The sequence below is a fragment of the Saccharomonospora azurea NA-128 genome, assembly GCF_000231055.2.
GTDB lineage: Bacteria > Actinomycetota > Actinomycetes > Mycobacteriales > Pseudonocardiaceae > Saccharomonospora > Saccharomonospora azurea.
Genome location: NZ_CM001466.1, coordinates 4,072,594 through 4,096,044, shown reverse-complemented (window position 1 = coordinate 4,096,044; position 23,451 = coordinate 4,072,594). Strand labels below are relative to the sequence as shown.

21 protein-coding genes and 1 tRNA gene are annotated in these 23,451 nt (G+C 69.9%); 13 read left to right on the top strand and 9 right to left on the bottom strand.

What is annotated here, in order from left to right:
• The 4 genes from sucB to lipB form a co-directional block, all read left to right on the top strand.
• Positions 1 to 1,056 (top strand): 2-oxoglutarate dehydrogenase, E2 component, dihydrolipoamide succinyltransferase (gene sucB / locus SACAZDRAFT_RS18920; RefSeq protein ID WP_005444275.1); only part of this gene is annotated, 1,056 nt, incomplete at its 5' end.
• Between the two features lie 77 nt (positions 1,057 to 1,133).
• The gene (locus SACAZDRAFT_RS18915) at positions 1,134 to 2,018 is read left to right on the top strand and encodes a TIGR01777 family oxidoreductase (protein ID WP_005444274.1); all 885 of its coding nucleotides are present in this window, start codon (positions 1,134 to 1,136) and stop codon (positions 2,016 to 2,018) included.
• A gap of 14 nt (positions 2,019 to 2,032) precedes the next feature.
• On the top strand, positions 2,033 to 2,716 hold the full coding sequence (locus tag SACAZDRAFT_RS18910) for a phosphatase PAP2 family protein (RefSeq protein WP_005444273.1): 684 nt from the start codon (positions 2,033 to 2,035) through the stop codon (positions 2,714 to 2,716).
• A 10-nt stretch (positions 2,717 to 2,726) separates the two neighbouring features.
• Positions 2,727 to 3,476, top strand: a complete 750-nt coding sequence (lipB, locus tag SACAZDRAFT_RS18905; RefSeq protein ID WP_005444272.1) for a lipoyl(octanoyl) transferase LipB — start codon at positions 2,727 to 2,729, stop codon at positions 3,474 to 3,476.
• Between the two features lie 21 nt (positions 3,477 to 3,497).
• Here lipB and SACAZDRAFT_RS18900 read toward each other — a convergent pair whose 3' ends face one another.
• Positions 3,498 to 4,433: an LLM class F420-dependent oxidoreductase gene (locus SACAZDRAFT_RS18900; protein WP_005444271.1), complete on the bottom strand. Its 936-nt coding sequence runs from the start codon at positions 4,431 to 4,433 to the stop codon at positions 3,498 to 3,500.
• A 19-nt stretch (positions 4,434 to 4,452) separates the two neighbouring features.
• On the bottom strand, positions 4,453 to 5,088 hold the full coding sequence (locus SACAZDRAFT_RS18895) for a TetR/AcrR family transcriptional regulator (protein WP_005444270.1): 636 nt from the start codon (positions 5,086 to 5,088) through the stop codon (positions 4,453 to 4,455).
• Between the two features lie 82 nt (positions 5,089 to 5,170).
• Between SACAZDRAFT_RS18895 and SACAZDRAFT_RS18890 the strand changes: the two genes are divergently transcribed.
• The 4 genes from SACAZDRAFT_RS18890 to SACAZDRAFT_RS18875 all read left to right on the top strand — a co-directional run bounded on the left by SACAZDRAFT_RS18890 (position 5,171) and on the right by SACAZDRAFT_RS18875 (position 8,255).
• On the top strand, positions 5,171 to 5,794 hold the full coding sequence (locus tag SACAZDRAFT_RS18890) for a hypothetical protein (protein ID WP_005444269.1): 624 nt from the start codon (positions 5,171 to 5,173) through the stop codon (positions 5,792 to 5,794).
• Between the two features lie 141 nt (positions 5,795 to 5,935).
• A complete protein-coding gene (locus tag SACAZDRAFT_RS18885) occupies positions 5,936 to 6,451 on the top strand; it encodes an SDR family NAD(P)-dependent oxidoreductase (protein ID WP_050983481.1) in 516 nt (171 codons plus the stop codon).
• On the top strand, positions 6,448 to 7,455 hold the full coding sequence (lipA, locus tag SACAZDRAFT_RS18880; RefSeq protein WP_005444268.1) for a lipoyl synthase: 1,008 nt from the start codon (positions 6,448 to 6,450) through the stop codon (positions 7,453 to 7,455). Before SACAZDRAFT_RS18885 ends, lipA begins: the two co-directional genes overlap by 4 nt.
• A 146-nt stretch (positions 7,456 to 7,601) precedes the next feature.
• Entirely contained in the window at positions 7,602 to 8,255 is a 654-nt protein-coding gene (locus SACAZDRAFT_RS18875; protein WP_005444267.1) for a DedA family protein, read from the top strand.
• Positions 8,256 to 8,527: 272 nt separating this feature from the next.
• Here SACAZDRAFT_RS18875 and SACAZDRAFT_RS18870 read toward each other — a convergent pair whose 3' ends face one another.
• Both SACAZDRAFT_RS18870 and dnaE read right to left on the bottom strand, forming a co-directional pair.
• Positions 8,528 to 9,997: an MFS transporter gene (locus tag SACAZDRAFT_RS18870; RefSeq protein WP_005444265.1), complete on the bottom strand. Its 1,470-nt coding sequence runs from the start codon at positions 9,995 to 9,997 to the stop codon at positions 8,528 to 8,530.
• A 25-nt stretch (positions 9,998 to 10,022) separates the two neighbouring features.
• Positions 10,023 to 13,592, bottom strand: coding sequence for a DNA polymerase III subunit alpha (gene dnaE / locus SACAZDRAFT_RS18865; protein ID WP_005444264.1), 3,570 nt, complete (start codon positions 13,590 to 13,592; stop codon positions 10,023 to 10,025).
• 214 nt (positions 13,593 to 13,806) lie between these two features.
• Between dnaE and SACAZDRAFT_RS18860 the strand changes: the two genes are divergently transcribed.
• Entirely contained in the window at positions 13,807 to 14,571 is a 765-nt protein-coding gene (locus tag SACAZDRAFT_RS18860; RefSeq protein ID WP_005444263.1) for a PP2C family protein-serine/threonine phosphatase, read from the top strand.
• 75 nt (positions 14,572 to 14,646) lie between these two features.
• Here SACAZDRAFT_RS18860 and SACAZDRAFT_RS18855 read toward each other — a convergent pair whose 3' ends face one another.
• Positions 14,647 to 15,237, bottom strand: coding sequence for a DUF4383 domain-containing protein (locus SACAZDRAFT_RS18855; RefSeq protein ID WP_005444262.1), 591 nt, complete (start codon positions 15,235 to 15,237; stop codon positions 14,647 to 14,649).
• 117 nt (positions 15,238 to 15,354) lie between these two features.
• Here SACAZDRAFT_RS18855 and SACAZDRAFT_RS18850 point away from each other — a divergent pair, with 117 nt between their 5' ends.
• Entirely contained in the window at positions 15,355 to 15,879 is a 525-nt protein-coding gene (locus SACAZDRAFT_RS18850) for a 2'-5' RNA ligase family protein (protein WP_005444261.1), read from the top strand.
• A 4-nt stretch (positions 15,880 to 15,883) separates the two neighbouring features.
• Here the strand turns inward: SACAZDRAFT_RS18850 and SACAZDRAFT_RS18845 are convergent, their stop codons facing one another.
• A complete protein-coding gene (locus SACAZDRAFT_RS18845) occupies positions 15,884 to 16,846 on the bottom strand; it encodes a neutral zinc metallopeptidase (protein ID WP_005444260.1) in 963 nt (320 codons plus the stop codon).
• A 337-nt stretch (positions 16,847 to 17,183) separates the two neighbouring features.
• On the opposite strand from SACAZDRAFT_RS18845, the gene SACAZDRAFT_RS23450 reads away from it, so the two are divergent.
• Positions 17,184 to 17,348, top strand: a complete 165-nt coding sequence (locus SACAZDRAFT_RS23450; RefSeq protein WP_198283877.1) for a hypothetical protein — start codon at positions 17,184 to 17,186, stop codon at positions 17,346 to 17,348.
• 76 nt (positions 17,349 to 17,424) lie between these two features.
• Here the strand turns inward: SACAZDRAFT_RS23450 and SACAZDRAFT_RS18840 are convergent.
• The 3 genes from SACAZDRAFT_RS18840 to SACAZDRAFT_RS18830 all read right to left on the bottom strand — a co-directional run bounded on the left by SACAZDRAFT_RS18840 (position 17,425) and on the right by SACAZDRAFT_RS18830 (position 18,553).
• Positions 17,425 to 17,499, bottom strand: a tRNA-Val gene (locus SACAZDRAFT_RS18840).
• 61 nt (positions 17,500 to 17,560) lie between these two features.
• Complete coding sequence (locus SACAZDRAFT_RS18835; RefSeq protein ID WP_005444258.1) at positions 17,561 to 18,016, bottom strand: peroxiredoxin; 456 nt, start codon at positions 18,014 to 18,016, stop codon at positions 17,561 to 17,563.
• A gap of 111 nt (positions 18,017 to 18,127) precedes the next feature.
• The gene (locus tag SACAZDRAFT_RS18830) at positions 18,128 to 18,553 is read right to left on the bottom strand and encodes a DUF3052 domain-containing protein (RefSeq protein WP_005444257.1); all 426 of its coding nucleotides are present in this window, start codon (positions 18,551 to 18,553) and stop codon (positions 18,128 to 18,130) included.
• A 405-nt stretch (positions 18,554 to 18,958) separates the two neighbouring features.
• Between SACAZDRAFT_RS18830 and aceE the strand changes: the two genes are divergently transcribed.
• Together aceE and SACAZDRAFT_RS18820 are read left to right on the top strand one after the other, a co-directional pair.
• The gene (gene aceE, locus SACAZDRAFT_RS18825; protein ID WP_005444256.1) at positions 18,959 to 21,772 is read left to right on the top strand and encodes a pyruvate dehydrogenase (acetyl-transferring), homodimeric type; all 2,814 of its coding nucleotides are present in this window, start codon (positions 18,959 to 18,961) and stop codon (positions 21,770 to 21,772) included.
• A gap of 282 nt (positions 21,773 to 22,054) precedes the next feature.
• Positions 22,055 to 23,284 (top strand): PucR family transcriptional regulator, encoded by a 1,230-nt coding sequence (locus tag SACAZDRAFT_RS18820; protein ID WP_040927816.1) that lies wholly within the window; start codon positions 22,055 to 22,057, stop codon positions 23,282 to 23,284.
• Positions 23,285 to 23,451: the final 167 nt, after the last annotated feature.

Genomic DNA, 23,451 nt, shown 5'->3' with positions numbered 1-23,451 from the left:
CCGCAGGCCCAGCAGCCGGCCCCGCAGCAGCCGACTCCCGCGCCGAAGGCCGAGCCCGCCGCCGCCCCGACTCCAGAGCGCGACGGTGCGGGCACGCCGTACGTCACGCCGCTGGTGCGCAAGCTCGCCGCCGAGCACGGCATCGACCTGAACACCGTCAAGGGCAGCGGTGTCGGCGGCCGGATCCGCAAGCAGGACGTGCTGGCCGCCGCCGAGGCGAAGCAGAAGGAGCAGCAGGCGAGCGCCGCCCCGGCACAGCCCGCCGCGGCCGCTCCCTCCGCCCCGGCCAAGCCCAGCGCTCCCGCTCCGGTGTCCGACGCCGAGAAGGCCGCGCTGCGCGGGACCGTGCAGAAGGCCAACCGCATCCGCCAGATCACGGCCGTCAAGACCAAGGAGTCGTTGCAGGTCTCGGCGCAGCTCACGCAGGTGCACGAGGTCGACGTCACCAAGGTCGCGCAGCTGCGGCAGCGGGCGAAGGCGCCGTTCCGCGAGCGTGAGGGTGTGAACCTGACGTTCCTGCCGTTCTTCGCCAAGGCCACGGTCGAGGCGCTGAAGCAGCACCCGAACGTCAACGCCTCGTACAACGAGGAGACGAAGGAGATCACCTACCACGGCTCGATCAACCTCGGTCTCGCCGTGGACACCGAGCGTGGTCTGCTGTCCGTGGTGATCCACGACGCGGGTGAGCTGAGCCTGGCCGGCTTGGCGCACCGCATCGCCGACCTGGCGGAGCGTGCCCGCAGCAACCGGGTGACGCCGGACGAGCTCACCGGCGGCACGTTCACGATCACCAACCTCGGCAGCAACGGCGCGCTGTTCGACACGCCGATCATCGTGCAGCCGCAGTCGGGCATCCTCGGTGTGGGCGCGGTCGTGCGGAGGCCGATGGTGGCCACCGACGCCGACGGCAACGACACCATCGCGATCCGCTCGATGGCCTACCTCCCGCTGACCTACGACCACCGCCTCATCGACGGTGCCGACGCGGGCCGGTTCCTCACGACGATCAAGCAGCGTCTCGAGGAGGGCAACTTCGAGGACGAGCTGGGTCTCTGACCCGCGACATCACGCGCACGGGGGCGTCCGCCGACACGGCGGGCGCCCCCGTGGCGTCTGCGACTTAAGGTGTGCTCATGCGGGTTCTCGTGGCCGGTTCCAGCGGGCTGATCGGTTCCGCCCTTCGCTCCCGGTTGCGGGAGCTCGGGCACGACGTGGTGCGGCTGGTACGGCGCGCACCCTCGGCTCCGGACGAACGCGGCTGGCATCCGCCGTCGGGCCGGATCGACGAGAACGCCTTCGACGGCGTGGACGCCGTCGTGAACCTGTGTGGCGCGTCGCTGGCCTCGGGTCGGTGGAGTGCCGCCCGCAAGCAGGTCCTGCACGACTCGCGGATCGAACCCACCGAGGTACTCGCCGAGGCAGTGGCCGAACACGGTGTTCCCGTCCTGATCAGTGCCTCGGGCATCAACTACTACGGTGACACGGGCGACCGCGAGGTGGACGAGTCGGCGCCCGTGGGCCACGGTTTCCTGCCCCTGCTGTGCGCCGAGTGGGAGGCGGCCTGTGCGCCCGCGTCCCGGGCGGGCAGCCGGGTGGTGTTCCTGCGCACCGCGCCCGTGTTCACGTGGCGGGGCGGCATGCTCGCGCAGGTCAGGCCGCTCTTCCAGCTCGGCCTGGGTGGTGCGCTCGGAACGGGACGCCAGTACCTGCCCTGGATCAGTCTGACGGACATGGTCGAGGTGATCGTCTTCTGTCTCGACAACGCGGACGTGTCCGGACCGGTCAACGTCGCCTCTCCCCGACCGGTCACCAACGCCGAGTTCACGAAGGCCGTGGGGCGTGCTCTGCGGCGCCCGACCCCGTGGCGGGTGCCGGGTGCGCCGTTACGGCTGCTGCTCGGCGAGGCCGCCGACGAGATGCTGCTCGCGGGTCCGCGAGCCGTTCCGGGTGTACTCCTTCGCCACAGTTTCCCCTACGCCGTCGAGGACCTCGATCAGGCGCTGTCCCCGGTGCCGTAGGGCGTACTTCTCGCATGGTGGCCGGCGAGCGCGGGACTCGACGTGAGGTGCGTGTGCACCTCCTCGTCGGCGCGTTCTGTTTCGCGGCGTTCGTCGGCCTGGGTCTGCTCGTGCGACACGTTCCGGGGTCGCTGGACCGGCTGCTGCGCGACACCGTGGCAACGCGGTGGCAGGGTGAGCTCGGCACGGTCGCGTGGCTGGTGAGCGCGGCGCTCGGCCCGATCCTGCCGGTGCTGCTCGGCGTGGCACTGCTCGTGGTGACCGTCCGGTCGCGCCGACGCGGGGATCCGCGGGCCTGGGTGACGCTGCGTGTGCTCGTGCTGCTGGGCCTCTGCCGCGCCACGTCGTGGGTCGGCAAGCCCCTCTTCGAGCGTGAACGCCCTCGGATCTACGCCGTTTTCGCCTACCCCAGCGGCCACGTCGTGTCGGTGACCAGCACCGGCGTCGCGGTGGTGGTGCTGTGCGTGTGGCTCGCTCCCGCGTTCGCTTCACTCGCGCGGGCGACAGCGCTGGCGGCGACGCTGCTGATCTGCGGCGCCCGGGTGGCGCTGGGAGTCCACTGGGTCACCGACACCGTCGGAGCGGTCCTGGCCGTCGCCGGGGTCGGCCTGCTGGCCATCCCGGCGTTGCGGCTGCTGCCCGCTCAGCACCGGAACCGGAGCCCGGTGAGAGACGGCGTCGGACGCGCCGGGAGGTAGCCTCGATCCCGTGAGCCAGAATGCGACCCGTTCCTGCCGCGAGTCCACCGACCCCGTGGACGTCCGCCCCATCGGCACCATCGACTACCTCGAAGCCTGGGACCTCCAACGGCGACTGGCCACCGCCCGCGCGGACGGCGACGGCCCCGACACGATGCTGCTCCTCGAACACCCGTCGGTGTACACCGCGGGCAAGCGCACGCAGCCCGAGGACCGGCCCACCGACGGCACTCCGGTGATCGACGTCGACCGCGGCGGCCGCATCACCTGGCACGGGCCCGGCCAGCTCGTCGGCTATCCGCTCGTCAAGCTGTGCGATCCCATCGACGTCGTCCAGTACGTGCGCCGGATCGAGGAGGCGCTGATCTCGGTGTGCGACTCCTTCGGCCTGCACACCGGCCGGGTCGAGGGCCGCAGCGGGGTGTGGGTTCCGGCCGACGACACCCGCCCGGAACGCAAGATCGCCGCCATCGGCATCCGCGTGCAGCGCGGTGTCACGATGCACGGCTTCGAACTCAACTGCAACGCCGACCTCAGCGCCTTCGACCGCATCGTGCCCTGCGGTATCACCGACGCCGGCACGACGTCGCTGTCGCTGGAGCTCGGACGGACCGTGTCCGTCGAGGAGGCGTTGCCCGTCGCCCGGGACGCGGTGCTGGCCGCCCTGGACGGCGACCTTCCGGTGTCCGACGACCGCTGGCTACCGCGGCCGCAGGCACCGGAGGCCGCCGGCGTGACCTTCGCGCTGCACCGGTCCTGACCGCCCGGGCGACGGCCGGGGTCAGGAGACCTGCGGCATGATCTCCGAGGCGATCAGGTCGAGGTGGTCGAGGTCGCTCAGGTCCAACACCTGCAGGTACAGGCGGGTGATGCCGGTGCTCTCGCGCCACCGGCCGATGGTGTCGACGGCCTCCGACACGGTGCCCGCGACGCCGTTGGTCTTGAGCTCGGCCACCTCACGGCCGATGGCGTCGGCCCGGCGCGCGGCCTCGGCGTCGTCGCGCCCCACGGCCACCACGAGTGCGGCGGAGCGGGTGATGTCCCCGGGTCGGCGTCCCGCGGCCTCGGCGGCGGCATCCACTCGTTCGTACTGCGCCCGCGCCGTCTCGATGTCGTTGAACGGCACGTTGAACTCGTCGGCGTAGCGCGCCGCCAGCTCCGGCGTCCGCTTCTTGCCCGTGCCGCCCAGGATGACGGGCGGGCGCGGACGCTGGACGGGCTTGGGCAGCCCGGGCGCGTCCTTGAGCGTGTAGTGCTCTCCCTCGAACGAGAACGTGCCGCCCTCGGGCGTGTCCCACAGACCCGTGATCACCGCCAGCTGCTCGCTGTAGCGGTCGAACAGTTCACGCACGGGCGGCAGGTCGATGCCGTACGCCGTGTGTTCGTCGGCGTACCACCCCGATCCGAGCCCGAACTCGATTCGCCCGCCGGACATCTGGTCGACCTGCGCGACAGAGATGGCCAGGACGGAGGGGTGCCGGAACGTCGCCGCGGTCACCAACGTGCCCAGCCGGATGCGCGACGTCTCCCGCGCCAGTCCGGCGAGGGTGATCCACGCGTCGGTGGGCCCGGGTAGTCCGCTGACCGACCCCATCTTGAGGTAGTGGTCCGACCGGAAGAACGCGCCGAATCCGGCGTCCTCGCTCGCTTTGGCCACGCGCAGCAGATCGTCGTAGTGCGCGCCTTGCTGCGGTTCCGTGAAGATCCTGAGTTCCACGTGGTCGAGCGTAACGAGGTCAGCCCCGACGGGACGCGGCCCTCACCTGCTCGAGTAGGGCGATGACGACCTGCTCCACCTCGGCCCCCACGCGCTTGGGCTCGGAAGAGCCCGCGATCTCGGTGGCCGCGCTGGAGAGGGCTCCGAACAGCAGCCGCGAGGTGATGTCCACGGGCACGCTCACCACGTCGCCCGCGTCGATGAGGTCACCGAGGGCGGCCTTGATCAGACCGAAGCTGTAGCGGTCCTCGGCCTCGCGCCACCGCGCCCAGCCCATCACGACCGGTGCCTCGTGCAGGGCGATCCGCTGGTAGGCGGGGTCGAGGCAGCTGGAGATGAACTCCCGGAGGCCGTCGAGGGCGCGGTCCCACGGCGGCTGGTCGCCCCGCAGGATCGTCTCCAGCCGTCCCTTGACGTCCGTCTCCACCGCGTCGAAGGCCGCCTCGAAGATCGCCTGCTTGCCCTCGAAGTGGTGGTAGAGCGCGCCCTTCGTCACGCGGGCCCGCCGGGCGATCTCGTCGAGCGACGTCCCGGCGTAGCCGCGTTCGGTGAACAGTGCCACCGCGCTGTCGACGAGCGCCTTCCGTGTGGACTCGGCGTAGTCGTCCCTCCGTGACCTGGCCGGTCCCGGCCTGGATGCCCTCGTTGTCGCCACGATCACGACCTTACGCGGCCCGGTTTCGCGCTCGGCCGGTCACATACCGGTGGTATGGTGATCACCGGAACATACCGGCGGTATGCGCCAGACCACCGGTATGGGGGATGTCCGGGACGAACGCCGGAAGGGGATCGAGCCGATGGGTTGGAGCGACTTCCACCGTCGCCGCGCCACCATGGAGCGGGCGCTGACGGCGGCCCGCCACACCGAGGGGAATCGCATTCCGTTCGACCGGATCGCCGGCGCGCGGGAGGACTTCGGCACCGAGGAAGGCCTGCTGCTGGCCCTGCAGCACCGCTGGTGGCAGATCCTCACCGGACACCTGCGCGCGGAGGTCGCGGGCCCCGAGGACGCCGACACGGTACCCGGCGACGACAGCACCGAGTGCGAGGACCACGTCGACGCCGTGTCGCGGGCCTGGCGTGCCGCCGTGCGACGGCATCCGGCGTTGCACGCCGTGGTGAGCGCCAACGTCGAGCGCTTCCCCTCCCTGCGCCGCGCGCACGACGCGGAGCTGCGCATGCTCGCTCTGGTGTCCGGGCTCGCGGAGCCGCACGAGCCGGACGACGAGGTGGTCGGGGTCGGTGCCACGCTCGTGGCCCTCTTCCACGAGCGCGCACTCGCCGAGGCTTCCGATCCGGGCTCCTGCCCTGCCGCGGAGCCGGTGGCGCAGTGGCTTCGCCGCCTCGCACCGACGGGCTGACGCCCCGAGCCACCCTGCGCACACCCACACGCTCCCGCCGCTGGACCGAGGCCGACATCGGCGACCAGACGGGCCGCACCGTGCTCGTCACCGGCGCCAACTCGGGGCTCGGGCAACGCACCACCGAGGTCCTCGTCCACCATGGCGCCACGGTGCTGCTCGCCTGCCGCGCGGGTCGTCACGGTCGCGAGCCTGCTCGGGCATGTCGGCAGGATCACACTCGACGATCCGAACTTCGCCCGCCGTCGCTACAACCCGGCGTCGGCGTACGCACAGTCGAAGCTGGCGAACCTGCTCTTCGCACGGGAGCTGCATCGCAGGCTCGCGGGCACGTCGGTGAGCAGCGTCGCCGCCCACCCCGGCTACTCGACGACCGGGCTCGTCTCCACGATGGCCCGGGCCTACCCGCGGCCCGTCCGCCTGCTCGCGGTCCCGGGCGCGCGCGTCGCCGACCTGTTCGGCCAGGCGGTGCGCACCGGAGTCCTGCCGCAGCTCTACGCCAGCGGCCACCCCGGCCGGGTGCGGTGGCCACAACCGGGCGCTGGACACACGGTCCAGCGCCCGGTTGTGGGAGCTGACCGCCGACTTGACGGGGATCACCCCCGATCCCGCGTAGTCGAGTTTCCTTGCCCCACGGGCGTAGGCTGGTCCGCGTGACTGTGGTGCCGGAGGGTCGGAAGCTGCTGCGGCTTGAGGTCCGCAACAGCCAGACACCGATCGAGAAGAAGCCGTCGTGGATCAAGACCCGCGCGCGTATGGGCCCCGAGTTCACCGAACTCAAGGGACTGGTGCGCAGCGAGGGTTTGCACACCGTCTGCGAGGAGGCCGGGTGTCCCAACATCTACGAATGCTGGGAGGACCGCGAAGCCACCTTCCTCATCGGCGGTGACCAGTGCACCCGACGCTGCGACTTCTGCCAGATCGACACCGGTAAGCCCGCCGAACTGGACCGCGACGAACCGCGGCGGGTGGCCGAGAGCGTCAAGGCGATGGGCCTTCGCTACTCGACGGTGACGGGTGTCGCCCGCGACGACCTGCCCGACGGCGGGGCCTGGCTGTACGCCGAGACGGTGCGGCAGATCCACGCGATGAACCCGGGAACGGGCGTCGAGCTGCTCATCCCCGACTTCAACGCCGAGGACGACCAGCTCGCCGAGGTCTTCTCGTCCGAGCCCGAGGTTCTGGCGCACAACGTCGAGACCGTCCCGCGGATCTTCCGCCGGATCAGGCCGGGCTTCCGCTACGAGCGGTCGCTCGAGGTGATCCGGCGCGCCCGCGAGGCCGGGCTGGTCACGAAGTCGAACCTGATCCTCGGCATGGGCGAGACCCCCGAGGAGGTCGAGCCCGCGATGCGCGACCTCGTGGAGGCGGGCTGCGAGATCCTCACCATCACCCAGTACCTGCGCCCCTCGGTGCGGCACCACCCCATCGACCGCTGGGTGAAGCCCGAGGAGTTCGTGGAGCACACGAAGGCCGCCGAGGCGCTCGGGTTCGCCGGCGTCATGGCGGGTCCGCTGGTGCGCTCGTCGTACCGCGCGGGCAAGCTGTTCGCCCAGACGAAGGCTCACCGGGGCGAACCACTCCCCGAGAACCTGCAGCACCTCGCGGCCGCCGCGCCCGCCGCCCAGGAGGCCAGCAGCGTCCTCGCCCGCATGAGCTGACCGACACGGGTGTCCCCCGGCACGAAATCAGGGAAATCCCCGGTAATGGGCGAACCGAACGGCCGCTACTGTCGTCGTAATCCATGGCACCGCCCGCTCACGTACCCGAGCGGCGGCGACGGTCAGCGACATGCAGGGGGACATCGGTGGTAACTGAGGTACTCAACTGGCTGCAGAGCCTGCCGCAGCCGGCACTCGTCGGAGCGACAGGCCTGTTGGTCCTGCTTGAGTGCACCGTGGGCCTGGGGTTCATCGCGCCGGGTGAGTCCGGTCTGCTCATCGCCGCGACGACCGCCACCACCGTGCCCCGGTTCGTCGTGCTCATCCTCGTCGTCACGGTGTGTGCCGGGATCGGTGACTCGATCGGCTACGCCATCGGGCGGCGCTTCGGCCCACGGCTTCGGGAGACGAAGCTGATCCAGCGGTACGGCACCGACGCCTGGGACAAGGCCACCGGCATCCTGCAGCGCCGCGGCGCGTGGGCCGTGTTCTTCGCGCGCTTCCTGCCCGTCGTCCGCACCCTCACACCGGCGGCCGCGGGTACCTCGGGGCTTCCCTTCCGCAAGTTCCTGCCCGCCGTCGTGAGCGGCGCCTTCTGCTGGGCGACGTTGCACGTCAGCCTCGGCGCGGCACTCGGCGAAGCGGCCCGGCGCGTGGAGGGCATGCTCAGCACCGGCGGCGCGATCGTGGTCGGTGTCCTCGCCGTCGTGGGCGTGTTCTTCCTCATCCGGTTCAAGAAGAAGAAGGCCGCGGCCGCCCTCGCCGCCACGGCACAGAAACCCGCTGACGACCAGAGCTGAGCCGCGCACCGGTCACCACGATCGGCGCTGACCGAGAGACGTCCGGGTGGGTCCCGCCCCTTCCAATCGGGACCCACCCGAAACAACAACCTCCGATGGCAGTCCCGGTCGATCCCCCGCGGTCGCCGAGTGCCGCTCACTGCGAGTTACCACGACACGAGCCGAGCGTCCCTCCCCAACCCGGAAACGGTGGGGCCCTCGCCGGAGGTTGACACAAGGGTCACCCAACCATTCGGGCTACGCCAGTTGAGATGAACGGCGGAACCCGAGCATCACTCCAACGGAGCAGCGGCTCTCGCGGTTCGTCGCCGTCGGCGTGGCTCACCAGCGGGTCGGCGGCGGATGTCGAACACCGCGAGCACGAGCGCCAGCATGACCAACGCCACCGCGCTCAGCATCGCCCACCGCAGCCCGGCCTCGTAGCCGCCCTCCGAGTCGATACCGACGTGGAAGACCGAGGCCAGCACCGCCACACCGATCGCGGTGCCGATGCGCTGCCCCGTCTGCAGCGCTCCCCCGGCGACTCCGGCCATCCGCGTCGGCACGGCCTCCAGGGTCAGCGTGGTGTTCGGCGAGATCACCATGCCGCCGCCGAATCCGGCGACCAGCAGCGGCAGGGCCACGGCGAAACCGGTCACCGACCCAGCGACCAGCGGGCCGATCACGCCGACGGCCCCGAGTCCCACCACCACCAGGCACAACCCGATGAGGGTCAACTTCCGGCCGAGCCGCCCGACCAGCCGTCCCGCCAGCGTCGCCGACACCGCGGCACCGATGGCGAACGGCGTCACCACCAGGCCGGACTCCAGCGGCGTGTAGCCGAGCCCCTGCTGGAAGTAGAGCGCGAAGACCAGCCAGATCCCCGCGAACCCGGCGAAGTACACCGCACCGATCGCGGCACCCGTGGCATAGCCGGGCGTCTCGGTGAACAGCCGCACGTCCAGCAGCGGTGCACCGCCCCGCCGAACGACCCGACGTTCCCACCACACGAACGCGACCGCGCACACGGCCGCCACCAGCGGCATCCACCACAGCGCGCCCCAGCCGTCCTGTTCCGACCGCACGAGTGGGTACAGGACCCCGAGCACGGCCAGGCCCAGCAGCACGACTCCCACAAAGTCCAGCTGCGAACGCAGGGACGCAGTCCGTCTCGGCGCCTTGGGCAGCAGGCGAAGCGCCAGCACGAACGCCAGCACACCGATCGGAATGTTGACGAAGAACACCCAGCGCCAACCGTGCTCCGCGCCGAACAGACCGATGATCACGCCGCCCAGCACCGGACCCACCGCCGTCGACAGCGACACCGTCGTCCCGAACGCGCCGAACGCGCGTCCACGCTCAGCACCGCTGAACAGCTCCTGGATGAGCCCGCTGTTCTGCGGCGTCAGCATGCCCGCGGCCATCCCCTGCAGCAGCCGCGCCACCACCAGCATCGTCTCGTTGACCGCCGCCCCGGCGAGTGCGCTCGTCAGCACGAAAGCGGACAGCGCGATCAGGAACATGCGCCGCCTGCCGACGGCGTCACCGAGCCGCCCCCCCGAGACGAGCACGAGACCGAACGTCAGCGCGTACCCGGAGACGATCCACTGCACGCCCGCGTCCGTGGCACCGAGTCCCTCCTGGATGGAGGGCAGTGCGACGTTCACGATGCTGACGTCGAGCAGCGACATGAACCCGGCGGTCAACGTGACGGCGAGTGCGCGCCAGCGTCGCGGGTCGGGTTCGCCGGTCCGCGAGGTCACCCTCTCACCGTAGGAAGTGCTCGCATCAGGCGCTCGCCGCGATACCCGGGATGCCCTTGAGCTCTCCCATCAGCATCGAGCTGACCGTCACCGAGTAGTCGTAGAGCGCGAACACCGTCTCCGACGAGTTCCCGACCAGCTTGAGCCGGACCGGGGTGTCGCCGCGGTGGGCCTGCAACGTCTGCTTCAGTTCGGTCACCACGCTGTGCGTGATCTTCTCGGCCGAGGCCAGCAGCATCAGCGGTGGTTCCTCGTCGCCGAGCGCGACGTCGCTGAGGTCCAGCGGCACCAACCCGCCCGCGAAGACGGACATCTTGTCTTCCCGCCAGTTCACGCGGCCCTTGACCACCACCGCGTTGTCCTCCACGAGGTCGGCGGCGAACAGGGCGTAGGACTTCGGGAAGAACAGCACCTCCAGGGCGGCGTCCATGTCCTCGACCGTGGCGATGGCCCAGGGTTCGCCTCTCTTGTTCACCCGGCGTTCGAGCGCCGTGATGAGCCCGGCGATCTCGATCTCGCCTTCCTTCGGAGGCTCCGCCAGGATCGCCGCGATGGGGCGCTTGGCGTGTTTGCGCAGGATCCGCTCGGCACCGTCGAGGGGATGCGCCGACACGTAGAGCCCGAGCATCTCGCGCTCGTAACCGAGCTTCTGCTTGCGCGGGTACTCCTCGTCCTCGAACTTCAGGTGCGCGAGCGGAGACGACGCCGTGCTCGGCGCCTGGCCGTCGTCACCACCCGTGCCGAACAGGTCGAACTGCCCCATCGCCTCCTGCCGCTTGAGCGGCACGACCGCGTCGACGGCGTCCTCGTGCACCCGCATCATCGACAGCCGCGTGGCGCCGAGCGAGTCGAACGCCCCCGCCTTGATCAGCGACTCGATGACGCGTTTGTTGCAGGCCACGAGCTCCGACTTGTCGAGGAAGTCGGTGAAGGAGGTGTACTTCCCCTTCTTCTCCCGGGTCTTGATGATCGACTCGACCACGTTGGCACCCACGTTGCGGATCGCCCCGAGGCCGAAGCGGATGTCGTTCCCGACGGCCGCGAACCGGCGGTCGGACTCGTTGACATCCGGAGGCAGCACCCGGACCCCGAGCCTGCGGCACTCGGACAGGTAGACCGCCGACTTGTCCTTGTTGTCGCCCACCGACGTGAGCAGCGCCGCCATGTACTCGGCGGTGTAGTTGGCCTTGAGGTAGGCGGTCCAGTACCCGACGAGGGCGTAGCCCGCGGCGTGGGACTTGTTGAATGCGTAGCCCGCGAACGGAAGGATCGTGTCCCACAGGGCCTGGATGGCCTCCTTGGAGAACCCGTTCTCCTTCATCCCGGCCTCGAAGCCCTCGAACTCCTTTTCGAGGACCTCCTTCTTCTTCTTGCCCATCGCCCGGCGCAGCACGTCGGCTCGGCCCATCGAGTAGCCGGCGACCTTCTGCGCAATCTGCATGATCTGCTCTTGGTAGACGATCAGGCCGTACGTCTCCGAGAGGATCTCCGCCAGCGGCTCCTCGAGCTCCGGGTGGATCGGCGAGACCTTCTGCCGGCCGTTCTTGCGGTCGGCGTAGTTGTTGTGCGTGTTCATCGCCATCGGCCCCGGCCGGTACAGCGCGTTGACCGCGGCGATGTCGGCGAACTCGGTGGGCTGCATCCGGCGCAGCAGGTCCCGCATGGCGGCACCGTCGAGCTGGAACACGCCGAGCGTGTCGCCGCGACCGAGGAGCTTGTAGGTCTCCGGGTCGTCCACCCCGAGGGTGTCGAGGTCGATGTCGACCCCGCGGTTGACCTTGATGTTGTCGATGGCGTCGCCGATGACGGTGAGGTTGCGCAGGCCGAGGAAGTCCATCTTCAACAGACCGATGGCTTCACACGACGGGTAGTCCCACCCGGTGATGATGGCGCCGTCGTCCCGCTTCCACAGCGGAATGGCGTCCAGCAGCGGCTCGCTCGACATGATGACCGCGCACGCGTGCACACCCGCGTTGCGGATCAGTCCCTCGAGGCCCCGGGCCGTCTCGAAGATCGTCTTGACCTCGGGGTCGGTCTCGATGAGCGTGCGAACCTCGGCCGCCTCCGCGTACCGCTCGTGCTCCGGGTCGACGATGCCCGACAGCGGGATGTCCTTCGCCATGATCGGCGGCGGGAGCGCCTTCGAGATCTTGTCGGCGATCGCGTAACCCGGCTGGCCGAAGTGGACGCGGGCCGCGTCCTTGATGGCGGCCTTGGTCTTGATGGTGCCGAACGTGATGACCTGCGCGACCTTGTCGGCGCCGTACTTCTCGGTGGCGTAGCGGATCATCTCGCCACGCCTGCGGTCGTCGAAGTCGATGTCGATGTCGGGCATCGACATGCGTTCGGGGTTGAGGAACCGCTCGAACAGCAGACCCAGCGGGATCGGGTCGAGGTTCGTGATACCCAGCGCGTAGGCGACGAGGGCGCCCGCGGCCGAACCACGGCCGGGACCGACCCGGATGCCCACGCTCCGCGCGTAGTTGCAGAGGTCGGCGACCACGAGGAAGTACGCCGGGAACCCCTTTTGCGCGATGACGTTGAGCTCCATCTCGGCGCGCTCGACGTACCCGTCCGGGATGCCGTCGGGGAACCGCCATTCGAGGCCCTTCATCACCTCGTGGTGCAGCCACGACTCCTGCGTGTGGCCCTCGGGCACCTCGAAGACCGGCATCCGGTCCTTGTGGGCGTAGACGTCGGCGTAGGACTCCACGCGCTCGGCGATGAGCAGCGTCGAGTCGGTGGCCCCGGGAACCTCCTTGTCCCAGAACTCGCGCATCTCCGCCGCGGACTTCAGGTAGTAGCCGTCGCCGTCGAACTTGAAGCGGGTCGGGTCGGACAGCGTCTTGCCCGACTGCACGCACAGCAGCGCCGAGTGCGACTCCGCCTGGTCCTTGGTGACGTAGTGGGAGTCGTTGGTCGCCAGCGGGCGCAGGTTGAGTTTGCCCGCGATCTCCAGCAGACCCTCACGCACCGAACGCTCGATCGGAAGGCCGTGGTCCATCAACTCCAGGAAGAAGTTGTCCTGGCCGAAGATGTCACGGTAGTCGGACGCCGCCTGCAGCGCCTCGTCCTTCTGCCCCAGCCGCAACCGCGTCTGCACCTCACCGGACGGGCAGCCGGTGGTGGCGATGATGCCTTCGGCGTTCTCCGCGATCAGTTCGCGGTCCATCCGAGGCTTGCGGTAGTAGCCCTCCATGCTCGCGAGCGAGGAGAGCTTGAACAGGTTCCGCAGACCGGTGGCGTTCTCCGCCAGCATCGTCATGTGCGTGTAGGCACCGCCGCCGGAGACGTCACCGCCCTCGCCGAACTCGTCGGCGCCGCGCTGCCCCTGGTGACCCCAGAACACGGGCTTCTTGTGGAACCGGCTCTCCGGCGCGACGTAGGCCTCGATCCCGATGATCGGCTTGATGCCCGCCTTCGTCGCCTGCTGGTAGAACTCGTCGGCGCCGTACATGTTGCCGTGGTCCGTCATGCCCACGGCCGGCATTCCCAACCGAGTGGCCTCGGCGAACAGCGGGGCCATCTTCGCCGCGCCGTCGAGCATCGAGTACTCGGTGTGGACGTGCAGGTGGACGAAGGAATCGTTCGACACCGCGGGAGAACCTCCGCAAACACCCAGGGACGACCAAGACGTGCCGACCAGCTTAGCCCCGGCGATGATCCTTCCCCGGACGGCATGCCCGGCGTGGCGCACGCCTTCCCGGGCCCGGTCGCACGGCGTCCCGTGGTGTGCCGGTTCGGCAAATCGAAACCGGTTGGCGTACTGTTATGCCTCGCTGCTCACCGAGCAATGGTTCACTGCACTCATGACACACGACCAGGCCCTCACCCTCCGCTACGCCGCCGGCTCCGACGTCGGGCAACACCGCGGCGGAAACGAGGACTCCTCCTACGCGACCGCGCGGCTCCTCGCTGTCGCCGACGGGATGGGTGGGCACGCCGCAGGTGAGGTCGCCAGCGCCGAGGCGGTCGCCGCACTCGAAGAACTCGACACGCGGCTCGTGGACCGGAACCTGGACGACGTCGACCTCGGCGAGGACCTGGCCGGTGCGATCCGCGCCGCCGCCACCCGCCTCGAGAACCGCGTCGCCGACGACCCCGAGCTCACCGGCATGGGCACCACGGTCACCGCGATGCTGTGGAACTGCCCGCAGTTCGCGCTGGGGCACATCGGCGACTCGCGCTGCTACCGGCTCCGCGGCGACGTGCTGACCCAGCTCACCCGCGACCACACCATGGTGCAGGCGCTCGTCGACCAGGGTCGCCTCACACCCGAGCTGGCCGAACGCCACCCGAGCCGGTCGGTGCTGGTGCGAGCACTGCTCGCGGGTGTGCCCGCCGAGCCGGACATCTCGCTGGAGACCGCCGAGGTCGACGACGTGTACCTGCTCTGCTCCGACGGGCTCACCGACGTCGTGAAGGCCGACAGGATCCAGCAGGTGCTCCTGGGGGTCACGAGCAAGGAGACCACCCTGGAGGACGCCGTGCAGGCGCTCATCGACCTCGCCAACGAGGGCGGCGGACCGGACAACATCACCTGCGTGCTCGCCCACGTCGTACCGGCGCAGTGAGCCCGGGTCGCGTCGCCGGGACGCGACCCGGGGTGTGGGTCCGAGACCGGTGCCCGGCCCAGGTCCCTTCCGGTGTCAGTGCGCCGCGCCGCGACGCCAGATGCGTCGCCCGGGTGCGTGACGGGTGCCCGTGTCCCGGGCACCGGCACGGCTGGCGCCCTCGTCCACCGAACCCCGCATCGACCCGGCCATCGGTTCCTGTCCCGCCCCGGGCAGCCCGGTGACCTTCTTGCGGGCCGGCATCACCGCGAGCACGAGGCCCAGCAGAGCCGTCCCGAGATGCAGCCAGTTGTCCGCGGCGTTGAGCGCGAACGGGTTGCCCAGACCGCCCACCGGGTTCTCGGCGAACACGCCGGTGATCGCGAGCCCCCACAACAGCAGCACGCCGAAGACCACGAGCAGCAACCAGCCATAGGTGCGAGCGGCGCCCGAACTGAACGCCATCAGCACGCCGAGCACACCGATGACGATGTTGAAGACGTTGTGCAGCGGGTTGATCGAGAACACCCACAGGGTGCTGTGGACGGCGTCCCCGAACCCGCCGAATCCCGTGATGAAGAGTCCGATGATGCCGAGCGCGAGGTAGACGAGCCCGATCAGCCCGGCCAACGCCTGAACGGGCTGGAACCCTCGTCGACGCGGGCGAGCTCGGGTGTCCTGGGTCATGACGGCCTCCTCGGGTGTGACAAGCCTCGGATGTGACGGGCGCCGCTCACCCCGCGAATACCCGAGTGGGGGACACCGAAACGGCGAGCGATCCCAGGTCGTCCTAGGGTCGTCGACGTGGCGTTGGGCGTCTGCCTGCTGTTCGATACGCGCTCGGCACGGGCGCTGCGCGATCTGTGGTCACGGCTGGAGGCGGCGGGCATCGCGACGCTGGCGACCCACACCCACGGCCGACATCACCCGCACCTGTCGTACGTGGTCCTGCTCGACTGGGACGTCGACGCCGTGCACGCGGCGGTCGCGGCGTTGCCCGACCACGGCCCGTTCGAGATCACCTTCGATGCGCTTGCGGCGTTCCGGCGGGGCCGCGTCTCACTCGTCCCGGCCCCGGCCGCCGATCTGCTCACCCGCCAGCAGGCCGTGGTGCGAGCCGTGAGCGGCACCGGCGCCCGCGTCCACCGCCACTACGCCCTCGACCGCTGGCTCCCGCACTCCTCGGTCGCCACCAGGTCGGCGACGCGGGAACTGCCCGCGGTCGCGTCGTTGGTGTACGAGATCCTGCCGCTGACGGTGCGGGTCACGAGCGCCGCGCTCATCGACAGCGCCACCGGCCGGACCTGGCCGCTGCCTGTCCTGCCGTGACCGGCTACGCGACGTCCTCGCTCGGCGCGTGCCACGTGTTGCAGTGCCCCACGTCGCCGTGGCGGAATCCCCGCGCCGCCCAGGTCCGTTGCGTGGCGCTCGCACCGTGGGTCTCGCTGTCCACCCAGTTGCGGAAGTCGTCCACCGCGGCGTCGCCGAGCTCCTCCGAGATCGAGCCCCGGCCCGCCGCGCTCGCGAGGAACACACCGGCGAAGCAGTTCGCCTGCAACTCGACCCGCCTGCCCAGTTCGCGATCCGCCGCACTGCCCGCCGGGTAACGGCTCAGCTGGCCGTTGGCGTCGGCGAGGATCCCGCTGAGGTGCTGGATGTGGTGGCCGTACTCGTGGGCCAGCGTGGCGAGGTGCGCCTGCTCGGTGAGCCCGAAGGCCTCCAGGGTGCGTTGGCGCGGCAGATAGATCGTGGCGTCCTGCGCGCAGTACAACCCGGTGGCTTCGTCGGCCGGCGGTAACGCGCCACACGCGGTGGTCGGGTCGTCGGTGATGCTGACGTCCACTCCGGCGAACTCGACGCCCGCCTCGGCCAACACGGGCTTCCAGGCGCGTTCGAGGCAGCGCAGCTCGGCCGTGTAGAAGCGCTGCAGCCGCTCCGGCGCGCTGCCGAGCGCGGGCAGGTCACAGTGCACGTCGGCCAGCACGGTCCCGTTGCGGAGCAGCCGGTTGTCGCCGATCGAGGCGAGCGACGGCACCGCGTCGGGGGCCTCCTGCGCGCTTCCGCTGCCCACGTTGTGCTCGTCCAAGGACGGCAGCACGGCCACCAGCACGCCGACGAGCACGACGGCCAGGGCGACGGGCAGAACCGCACGCCACCACGATCTCCGCCGGGAGCCGGGTCTGGCCTCGGTCGTCGCGTCCGAGTCCCACAGCTCCAGGGGAAGATCGTCAAGGTACGGCCGGACGGGCCCGCGTTCGTGGGCGGACTCGTCTGCCGCGTCGCCGACAGTGTGCACAGCAGCCTTCACGGTTGACGTCACATCTCGGCGACGAGGATAGAGCCTCGGGTCTCGATCGCACATACCGCCATGTCACGAACTCGACACGAACGGCGACGACAACGCAACCTCCGCGCGTGTGCCGTGCTCGCCGGGCTCGCGCTGTCGGAGCCCCTGGTTACGGTCTCGCTCCGAACCAGGAAGGGATCCCCGTGACCGACACCCCACGGACACCGCGCGCACTGTGGCCGCTCGTCCACGCCGAACGGGCCGCACTGGCCACCGACCTTGCCGAGCTCGACGAAGCGACCAGGGTTCCAACCTCGTCCTGCCGTCGGGGAAACGAGCGGCCGGGTTGCGGCTGGAGGCGACGGACGGGCCGTTCGTCGCCGGATCGGGCCCCGTCGTCGCGGGCCGGACGCTGGCGCTCGTCATGGCACTGGCCGGGCGGGCGTCGTACTGCGACGAACTCACCGGCGACGGCGTTCAGGCTCTCCGTGAACGGTGCGCGTGGACGTAGTACGGCCCAGCGGCGCCGTACCCGACGTGCGAACACGCGTGCGTGGAGCGCGGACACGCGTGTGGAGGTGGTGTGGTGGTGGGCGCAGCAGGGTTCGAACCTGCGACCCCCTGCTTGTAAGGCAGGTGCTCTCCCGCTGAGCTATGCGCCCGAAGAGCTCCCGGCAGACCTGCCGGGAGCCTTCGTCAGAGTGGGTGCGATCCGCCCGACCGTCAGCCGAGCTCGGCGATCGCCTTCTTCCACGCTTCCTGGTCGCGCGCCTCACCCGGCTGGTTCACCTCGGCGAACCGGACGACACCCTCGGTGTCGATCAGGAAGGTACCGCGCAGCGCCAGGCCGGCCTGCTCGTTGAACACACCGTACGCCTTCGCGACCTCACCGTGCGGCCAGAAGTCCGACAGCAGCGGGAACTGGTAGTTCTGCTGCTCGGCCCACGCCTTCAGGGCGAACGGCGTGTCCACCGAGACGCCGAGCACCTGAACGCCGGGGTACTGGTCGTACTCGTCCCGGAGCTGGCACAGCTCGCCCTGGCACACGCCGCTGAAAGCGAACGGGTAGAAGACGAGCAGCACCGGCTTGTCGCCGCGGAACGACGACAGCGTCACCTGCTGCTTGTTGTAGTCGTTGAGCGTGAAGTCCGGAGCCTGGGAACCGACCTCGACGGCCATGGGCGACAACCTTTCGCTTGTCCGACATTACGGCGCGCATCCGTCGACTCCGCCGACGCGAGTGCCGGGGTGAACCCTATCGCGGCGCGGGGACGAGCGGATGGGCCGGGCTCAGCGCCGTGAGGTGGACCTCGGCACGAGCCGCGTGGCGGTCCAACCGGAACCGAGGCTGAGGTTGGAGGTCTGCGACATCCCGACCGTGGGCACCGCTTCAGCGATCTCACTGGGCTCGACGTGCCCGGGCTGACCGGTCTTCGGGGTCAGCACCCACACGACGCCGTTCTCGTCGAGCGGGGCCCGAGCGTCCACGAGCGCGTCTCCGAGGTCTCCGTCGCCGTCGCGCCACCAGAGCAGCACCACGTCGATGACTTCGTCGGCGTCCTCGTCGAGCAGCTCGCCACCGATGTGAGCCTCGACGGCGGCACGGACCTCCTCATCGACGTCTTCGTCCCAGCCCAGCTCCTGGACCACCATGTCCGGCTTGATCCCGAGCTTGTCGGCGACGCTGTTCTGGTCAGCGTCTCCCGCGGCGACCACGACTTCTCACTCCTCCAATAGGGAACGTACGGTCCGTTCAAGGTCGCTCACTCTTCGCGACCGACCGCACTGCGTACACGGATGGGCATAGCGAACACCGCAACGGCCCGGAGCGCAACCGTCCACACCGGAGGCCACACCTGTCGGGCCGGGGGGTGAACGATATGTCACGGCGTGACGAGCGACGCGGGCACCGTCTTCTGAATCCAGACAGTCCCGTTTCCGGCCACCTGAACTAGGGTGGGAGGCGCGGTCCATACGGTGTTTCCGCGCAGGATCGCCACAACTCGACACGGTGTTACGAACAGCTCAATGTTACCGAACAGTAGTGGCTGACGAACGCCGTGTCCACAGTCACGATGTTTAACAAAGAACGAACAACCCGAACTTCGGCGAGGAGATCCCTTGGCCCCCCAGAACGACGAGGCCGGGCGCGGCGCCACAGGCGCCTCCGGCCAGGGAGCACCGGCGCGTGTCCGCGTCATCCGCGACGGACTGGCGGCGCACTTGCCCGACATCGACCCGGAGGAGACGGCCGAATGGCTCGACTCCTTCGACGCCGCTATGGCGAGGGGCGGTCAACAGCGCGCGAGGTACCTGATGCTCAGGATGCTGGAGCGTGCCCGTGAGCGCAACGTGGGCGTGCCTCCGCTGACGACCACGGACTACGTCAACACCATCCCCACGGAGAACGAGCCGTGGTTCCCCGGCGACGAGGAAATCGAACGCCGCTACCGCGCGTTCATCCGCTGGAACGCCGCGATCATGGTGCACCGTGCGCAGCGGCCGGGCGTCGGCGTCGGCGGTCACATCTCCACCTACGCGTCGTCCGCGGCGCTCTACGAGGTGGGCTTCAACCACTTCTTCCGAGGCAAGGACCACTCGGGAGGTGGCGACCAGATCTTCATCCAGGGCCACGCCTCCCCCGGCATCTACGCCCGGGCTTTCCTGGAGGGCAGGCTCACCGCCGAGCAGCTCGACGGGTTCCGTCAGGAGCACTCCCACGCCGGTGAGGGCGGCGGCCTGCCGTCCTACCCGCACCCGCGGCTGATGCCGGACTTCTGGGAGTACCCCACCGTGTCGATGGGCCTCGGCCCGATGAACGCGATCTACCAGGCACGGTTCAACCGCTACCTGCACGCGCGCGGCATCAAGGACACGAGCAACCAGCACGTCTGGGCGTTCCTGGGCGACGGCGAGATGGACGAGCCGGAGTCCCGCGGCCTCATCCACGTGGCCGCCGGCGAGGGGCTCGACAACCTCACCTTCGTCATCAACTGCAACCTGCAGCGCCTCGACGGCCCGGTCCGCGGCAACGGCAAGATCATCCAGGAGCTCGAGGCCTACTTCCGCGGCGCGGGCTGGAACGTCATCAAGGTGATCTGGGGCCGCGAGTGGGACGCGTTGCTGCACGCCGACCGCGACGGCGCGCTCGTCAACCTGATGAACCAGACGCCGGACGGCGACTACCAGACGTACAAGGCCAACGACGGCGCCTACGTGCGGGAGCATTTCTTCGGACGCGACCCGCGCACGAAGGACCTGGTGAAGGACCTCACCGACGAGCAGATCTGGAACCTCAAGCGCGGTGGGCACGACTATCGCAAGGTGTACGCGGCGTACAAGGCCGCGATGGAGCACCACGGCCAGCCGACCGTGATCCTCGCCCACACCATCAAGGGCTACGGCCTCGGTCCGGCCTTCGAGGGCCGCAACGCCACCCACCAGATGAAGAAGCTCACGCTCGACGACCTCAAGCTGTTCCGGGACGCCCAGCGCATCCCGATCAGCGACGAGGAGCTCGAGCGCGACCCGACGCTGCCGCCGTATTACCACCCCGGCGACGACTCGGCGGAGATCCAGTACATGAAGGGCCGCAGGCAGGCCCTCGGCGGCTACCTGCCGGAACGCCGGTCCACCGCCAAGCCGCTGGTGCTGCCCGGCGACAAGGTGTACGAGGCCATCCGCAAGGGTTCGGGCAAGCAGGAAGTCGCCACCACGATGGCGTTCGTCCGGCTGGTGCGTGAGCTGGCCAAGGACCCGGAGATCGGCCACCGCCTGGTGCCGATCATCCCGGACGAGGCGCGGACCTTCGGGCTCGACTCGATGTTCCCGACGGCGAAGATCTACAACCCGCAGGGGCAGAACTACACGTCCGTCGACGCCCAGCTCATGCTCGCCTACAAGGAGTCCGAGCAGGGCCAGCTGCTGCACGAGGGCATCAACGAGGCGGGCTCCACCGCGTCGTTCACCGCCGTGGGCACGTCGTACTCCACGCACGGCGAGCCGATGATCCCGATCTACATCTTCTACTCGATGTTCGGGTTCCAGCGCACCGGTGACGGCCTGTACGCGGCGGCCGACCAGATGACGCGCGGGTTCGTGCTGGGCGCGACGGCGGGGCGTACCACGCTGACCGGCGAGGGGCTCCAGCACGCCGACGGGCACTCGCAGCTGCTGGCCGCGACGAACCCCGCCGTGGTGGCCTACGACCCGGCGTGGTCGTTCGAGATCGCCCACATCGTGCGCGACGGTCTCCGCCGCATGTACGGCGAGACGGGCCCGGACGGCAACGGTGAGAACGTCATGTACTACATCACCGTCTACAACGAGCCCTACCAGCAGCCGGCGGAGCCGGAGAGCCTGGACGTGGAGGGACTGCTCAAGGGCCTCTACCACTACCGGTCCGCCCCGGAGGGCTCCGGCCCGAAGGCGCAGATCCTGGTGTCGGGTGTCCTGATGCCCGAGGCGCTGCGCGCGCAGACGATCCTCGCCGAGGAGTGGGGCGTCCGCGCCGACGTGTGGTCGGCGACCTCGTGGTCGGAGCTGCGCCGGGAGGCCGTGGAGGTCGACCGCGACAACTTCCTCCACCCCGCCGACGCGCCGCGGACGCCGTACGTCACCGAGGCGTTGTCGGACGCCGAGGGACCGGTCGTGGCGGTGTCGGACTGGATGCGCGCGGTGCCGGACCTGATCCGCCCGTGGGTGCCCACCGACATGCTCACGCTGGGTACGGACGGGTTCGGGTTCTCCGACACGCGTCCCGCGGCCCGTCGCCACTTCCTCGTCGACGCGGAGTCGATCACGGTCGGTGTGCTCGCGATGCTCGCCCGCGGTGGCGAGGTGCCGCAGGACCGGGTCGTGGAGGCCGCCCGGAAGTACCAGATCCACGACGTCATGGCCGCGGGCCCGCAGACGTCGGACTCCGGCGTGGCGTGACGTAGTCCGTTCGGTGTCCATCGGTGTCCATGGATGTCCAGGAATGTCCTCTGTGGACCGGAGAGCGACCTGTCGCCGGTACTCACGATCGGGTGAGTCCGGTGGCGGGTCGTGATCTCGCACTTCATAGTGGGGACACCGGTGGGGACCGGGGAAGTGAGATCGCCCGACGCGACGGAACACGGCGCGTCGGGCGATCTCGTTTCAGCCCTCGCGGTGGCGACGCTGCCGGACCGTGCGACCCCAGCGTCCGAGACGTCCCGCGTAGGATTCGGCACCAGCATGTCCACTGAACCGTCTCCGGCTCTGTCCGACCACGAACCCGCGCTGCCTCGGCACGGGCTGTCCGAAGCCACGCTGCGCGCGCTCGAACGGGCGTCCGGGCGGCTCGCCAAGGCCAGCGTCGCCGCCATCGAGGAACGCCTGTCCTGGTTCGGCCGACTGCCCGCCGACCAACGCGCCAGCGTCCTGCTCATCACCCAGGCCGGTGCCGCCGGATTCGTGCGCTGGATGCGCGACTCGCAGGAGGCCCTCAAGCTCACCACCGAGGCGTTCCGTTCGGCGCCGAGGGAGCTGTCCCGCTGGGTCAGCCTCCGTCAGACGGTGGAGCTCGTGCGCCTCGCACTCGACGTCTTCGAGGAGCAGCTCCCCCGCTTCGCGGCGGACGCGGCCGAGCGAGCCGTGTTGACCGAGGGCATCCTGCGGTACGGGCGGGAGATCGCGTTCGCCGCGGCCAACTCCTACGCCGCGGCGGCCGAGGCTCGGGGCGCGTGGGACGCGCGACTCGAAGCCCTCGTGGTCGACGGCGTCGTTCGGGGTGACGCGGAGGAGTCGGTCCTGTCCCGGGCCGCCGCACTGGGGTGGGACCCGGCCGCCGACGCCACCGTCCTCGTGGGCAATCCGCCGTCCGACGATCCGCCCTCGGTCGTCTTCGAGGTGCGCAGCAAGGCCGCCCGCGTGGGCAGGCCCGTGCTGCTCGGCGTGCAGGGCTCGCGCCTGGTCGTGGTGGTCGCGGGCCCCACGACGGGTACCGCGAAGGCGGAGGACGTCCTGCCCGTCCTGTCCACGGCGTTCGCCGAGGGACCGGTCGTCGCGGGTCCCACGGTGAGCAGCCTCGCCGAGGCCCACCGCAGCGCGGCCGAGGCACTGTCGGGACTGCGGGCCGTGGTCGGCTGGCCCTCCGCACCCCGTCCCACGCGGTCCATCGACCTCCTGCCCGAACGAGCACTCGCGGGCGACGCCGAGGCCGAACGCGTGCTGATGGACGAGATCGCGCGCCCCCTGGAGAACGCCGGGCCCGCGCTGCTGGAGACCATCGAGACCTACCTGGAGACCGGCGGTGTGCTCGAAACGTGCGCCCGCCAGTTGTTCGTGCATCCCAACACGGTGCGCTACCGGCTGAAGAAGGCGACCGAACTCACCGGCCGCAACGCCGCCGATCCGCGGGACGCGCTCGTGTTGCGGACGGCCCTGACCGTGGGCCGCCTGGCCCGCTCACGCGGTCTCTGGTGACCACGGCTCCAGCACGACAGTGAGGGGCGGCACAACGTCGCCCGCATCACACCGAATCCGGTCGCTGTTTGTAGGGATTCCACAACGTGATTCGAAGTACTTGGTGACTGGGAGGCATGCCCCCGCACACCACGTTCCGTGTTCCCTACAGATGTGACCTCCGCTCT

Bases quoted from the DNA above. Each gene is read 5' to 3' on its own strand.
- SACAZDRAFT_RS18915 (WP_005444274.1), top strand. From the start codon at position 1,134: ATGCGGGTTCTCGTGGCCGGTTCCAGCGGGCTGATCGGTTCCGCCCTT.
- SACAZDRAFT_RS18910 (WP_005444273.1), top strand. From the start codon at position 2,033: ATGGTGGCCGGCGAGCGCGGGACTCGACGTGAGGTGCGTGTGCACCTC.
- SACAZDRAFT_RS18890 (WP_005444269.1), top strand. From the start codon at position 5,171: ATGCGCCAGACCACCGGTATGGGGGATGTCCGGGACGAACGCCGGAAG.
- SACAZDRAFT_RS18885 (WP_050983481.1), top strand. From the start codon at position 5,936: ATGGCGCCACGGTGCTGCTCGCCTGCCGCGCGGGTCGTCACGGTCGCG.
- SACAZDRAFT_RS18860 (WP_005444263.1), top strand. From the start codon at position 13,807: ATGACACACGACCAGGCCCTCACCCTCCGCTACGCCGCCGGCTCCGAC.
- SACAZDRAFT_RS18855 (WP_005444262.1), bottom strand. From the start codon at position 15,237: ATGACCCAGGACACCCGAGCTCGCCCGCGTCGACGAGGGTTCCAGCCC.
- SACAZDRAFT_RS18835 (WP_005444258.1), bottom strand. From the start codon at position 18,016: ATGGCCGTCGAGGTCGGTTCCCAGGCTCCGGACTTCACGCTCAACGAC.
- SACAZDRAFT_RS18820 (WP_040927816.1), top strand. From the start codon at position 22,055: ATGTCCACTGAACCGTCTCCGGCTCTGTCCGACCACGAACCCGCGCTG.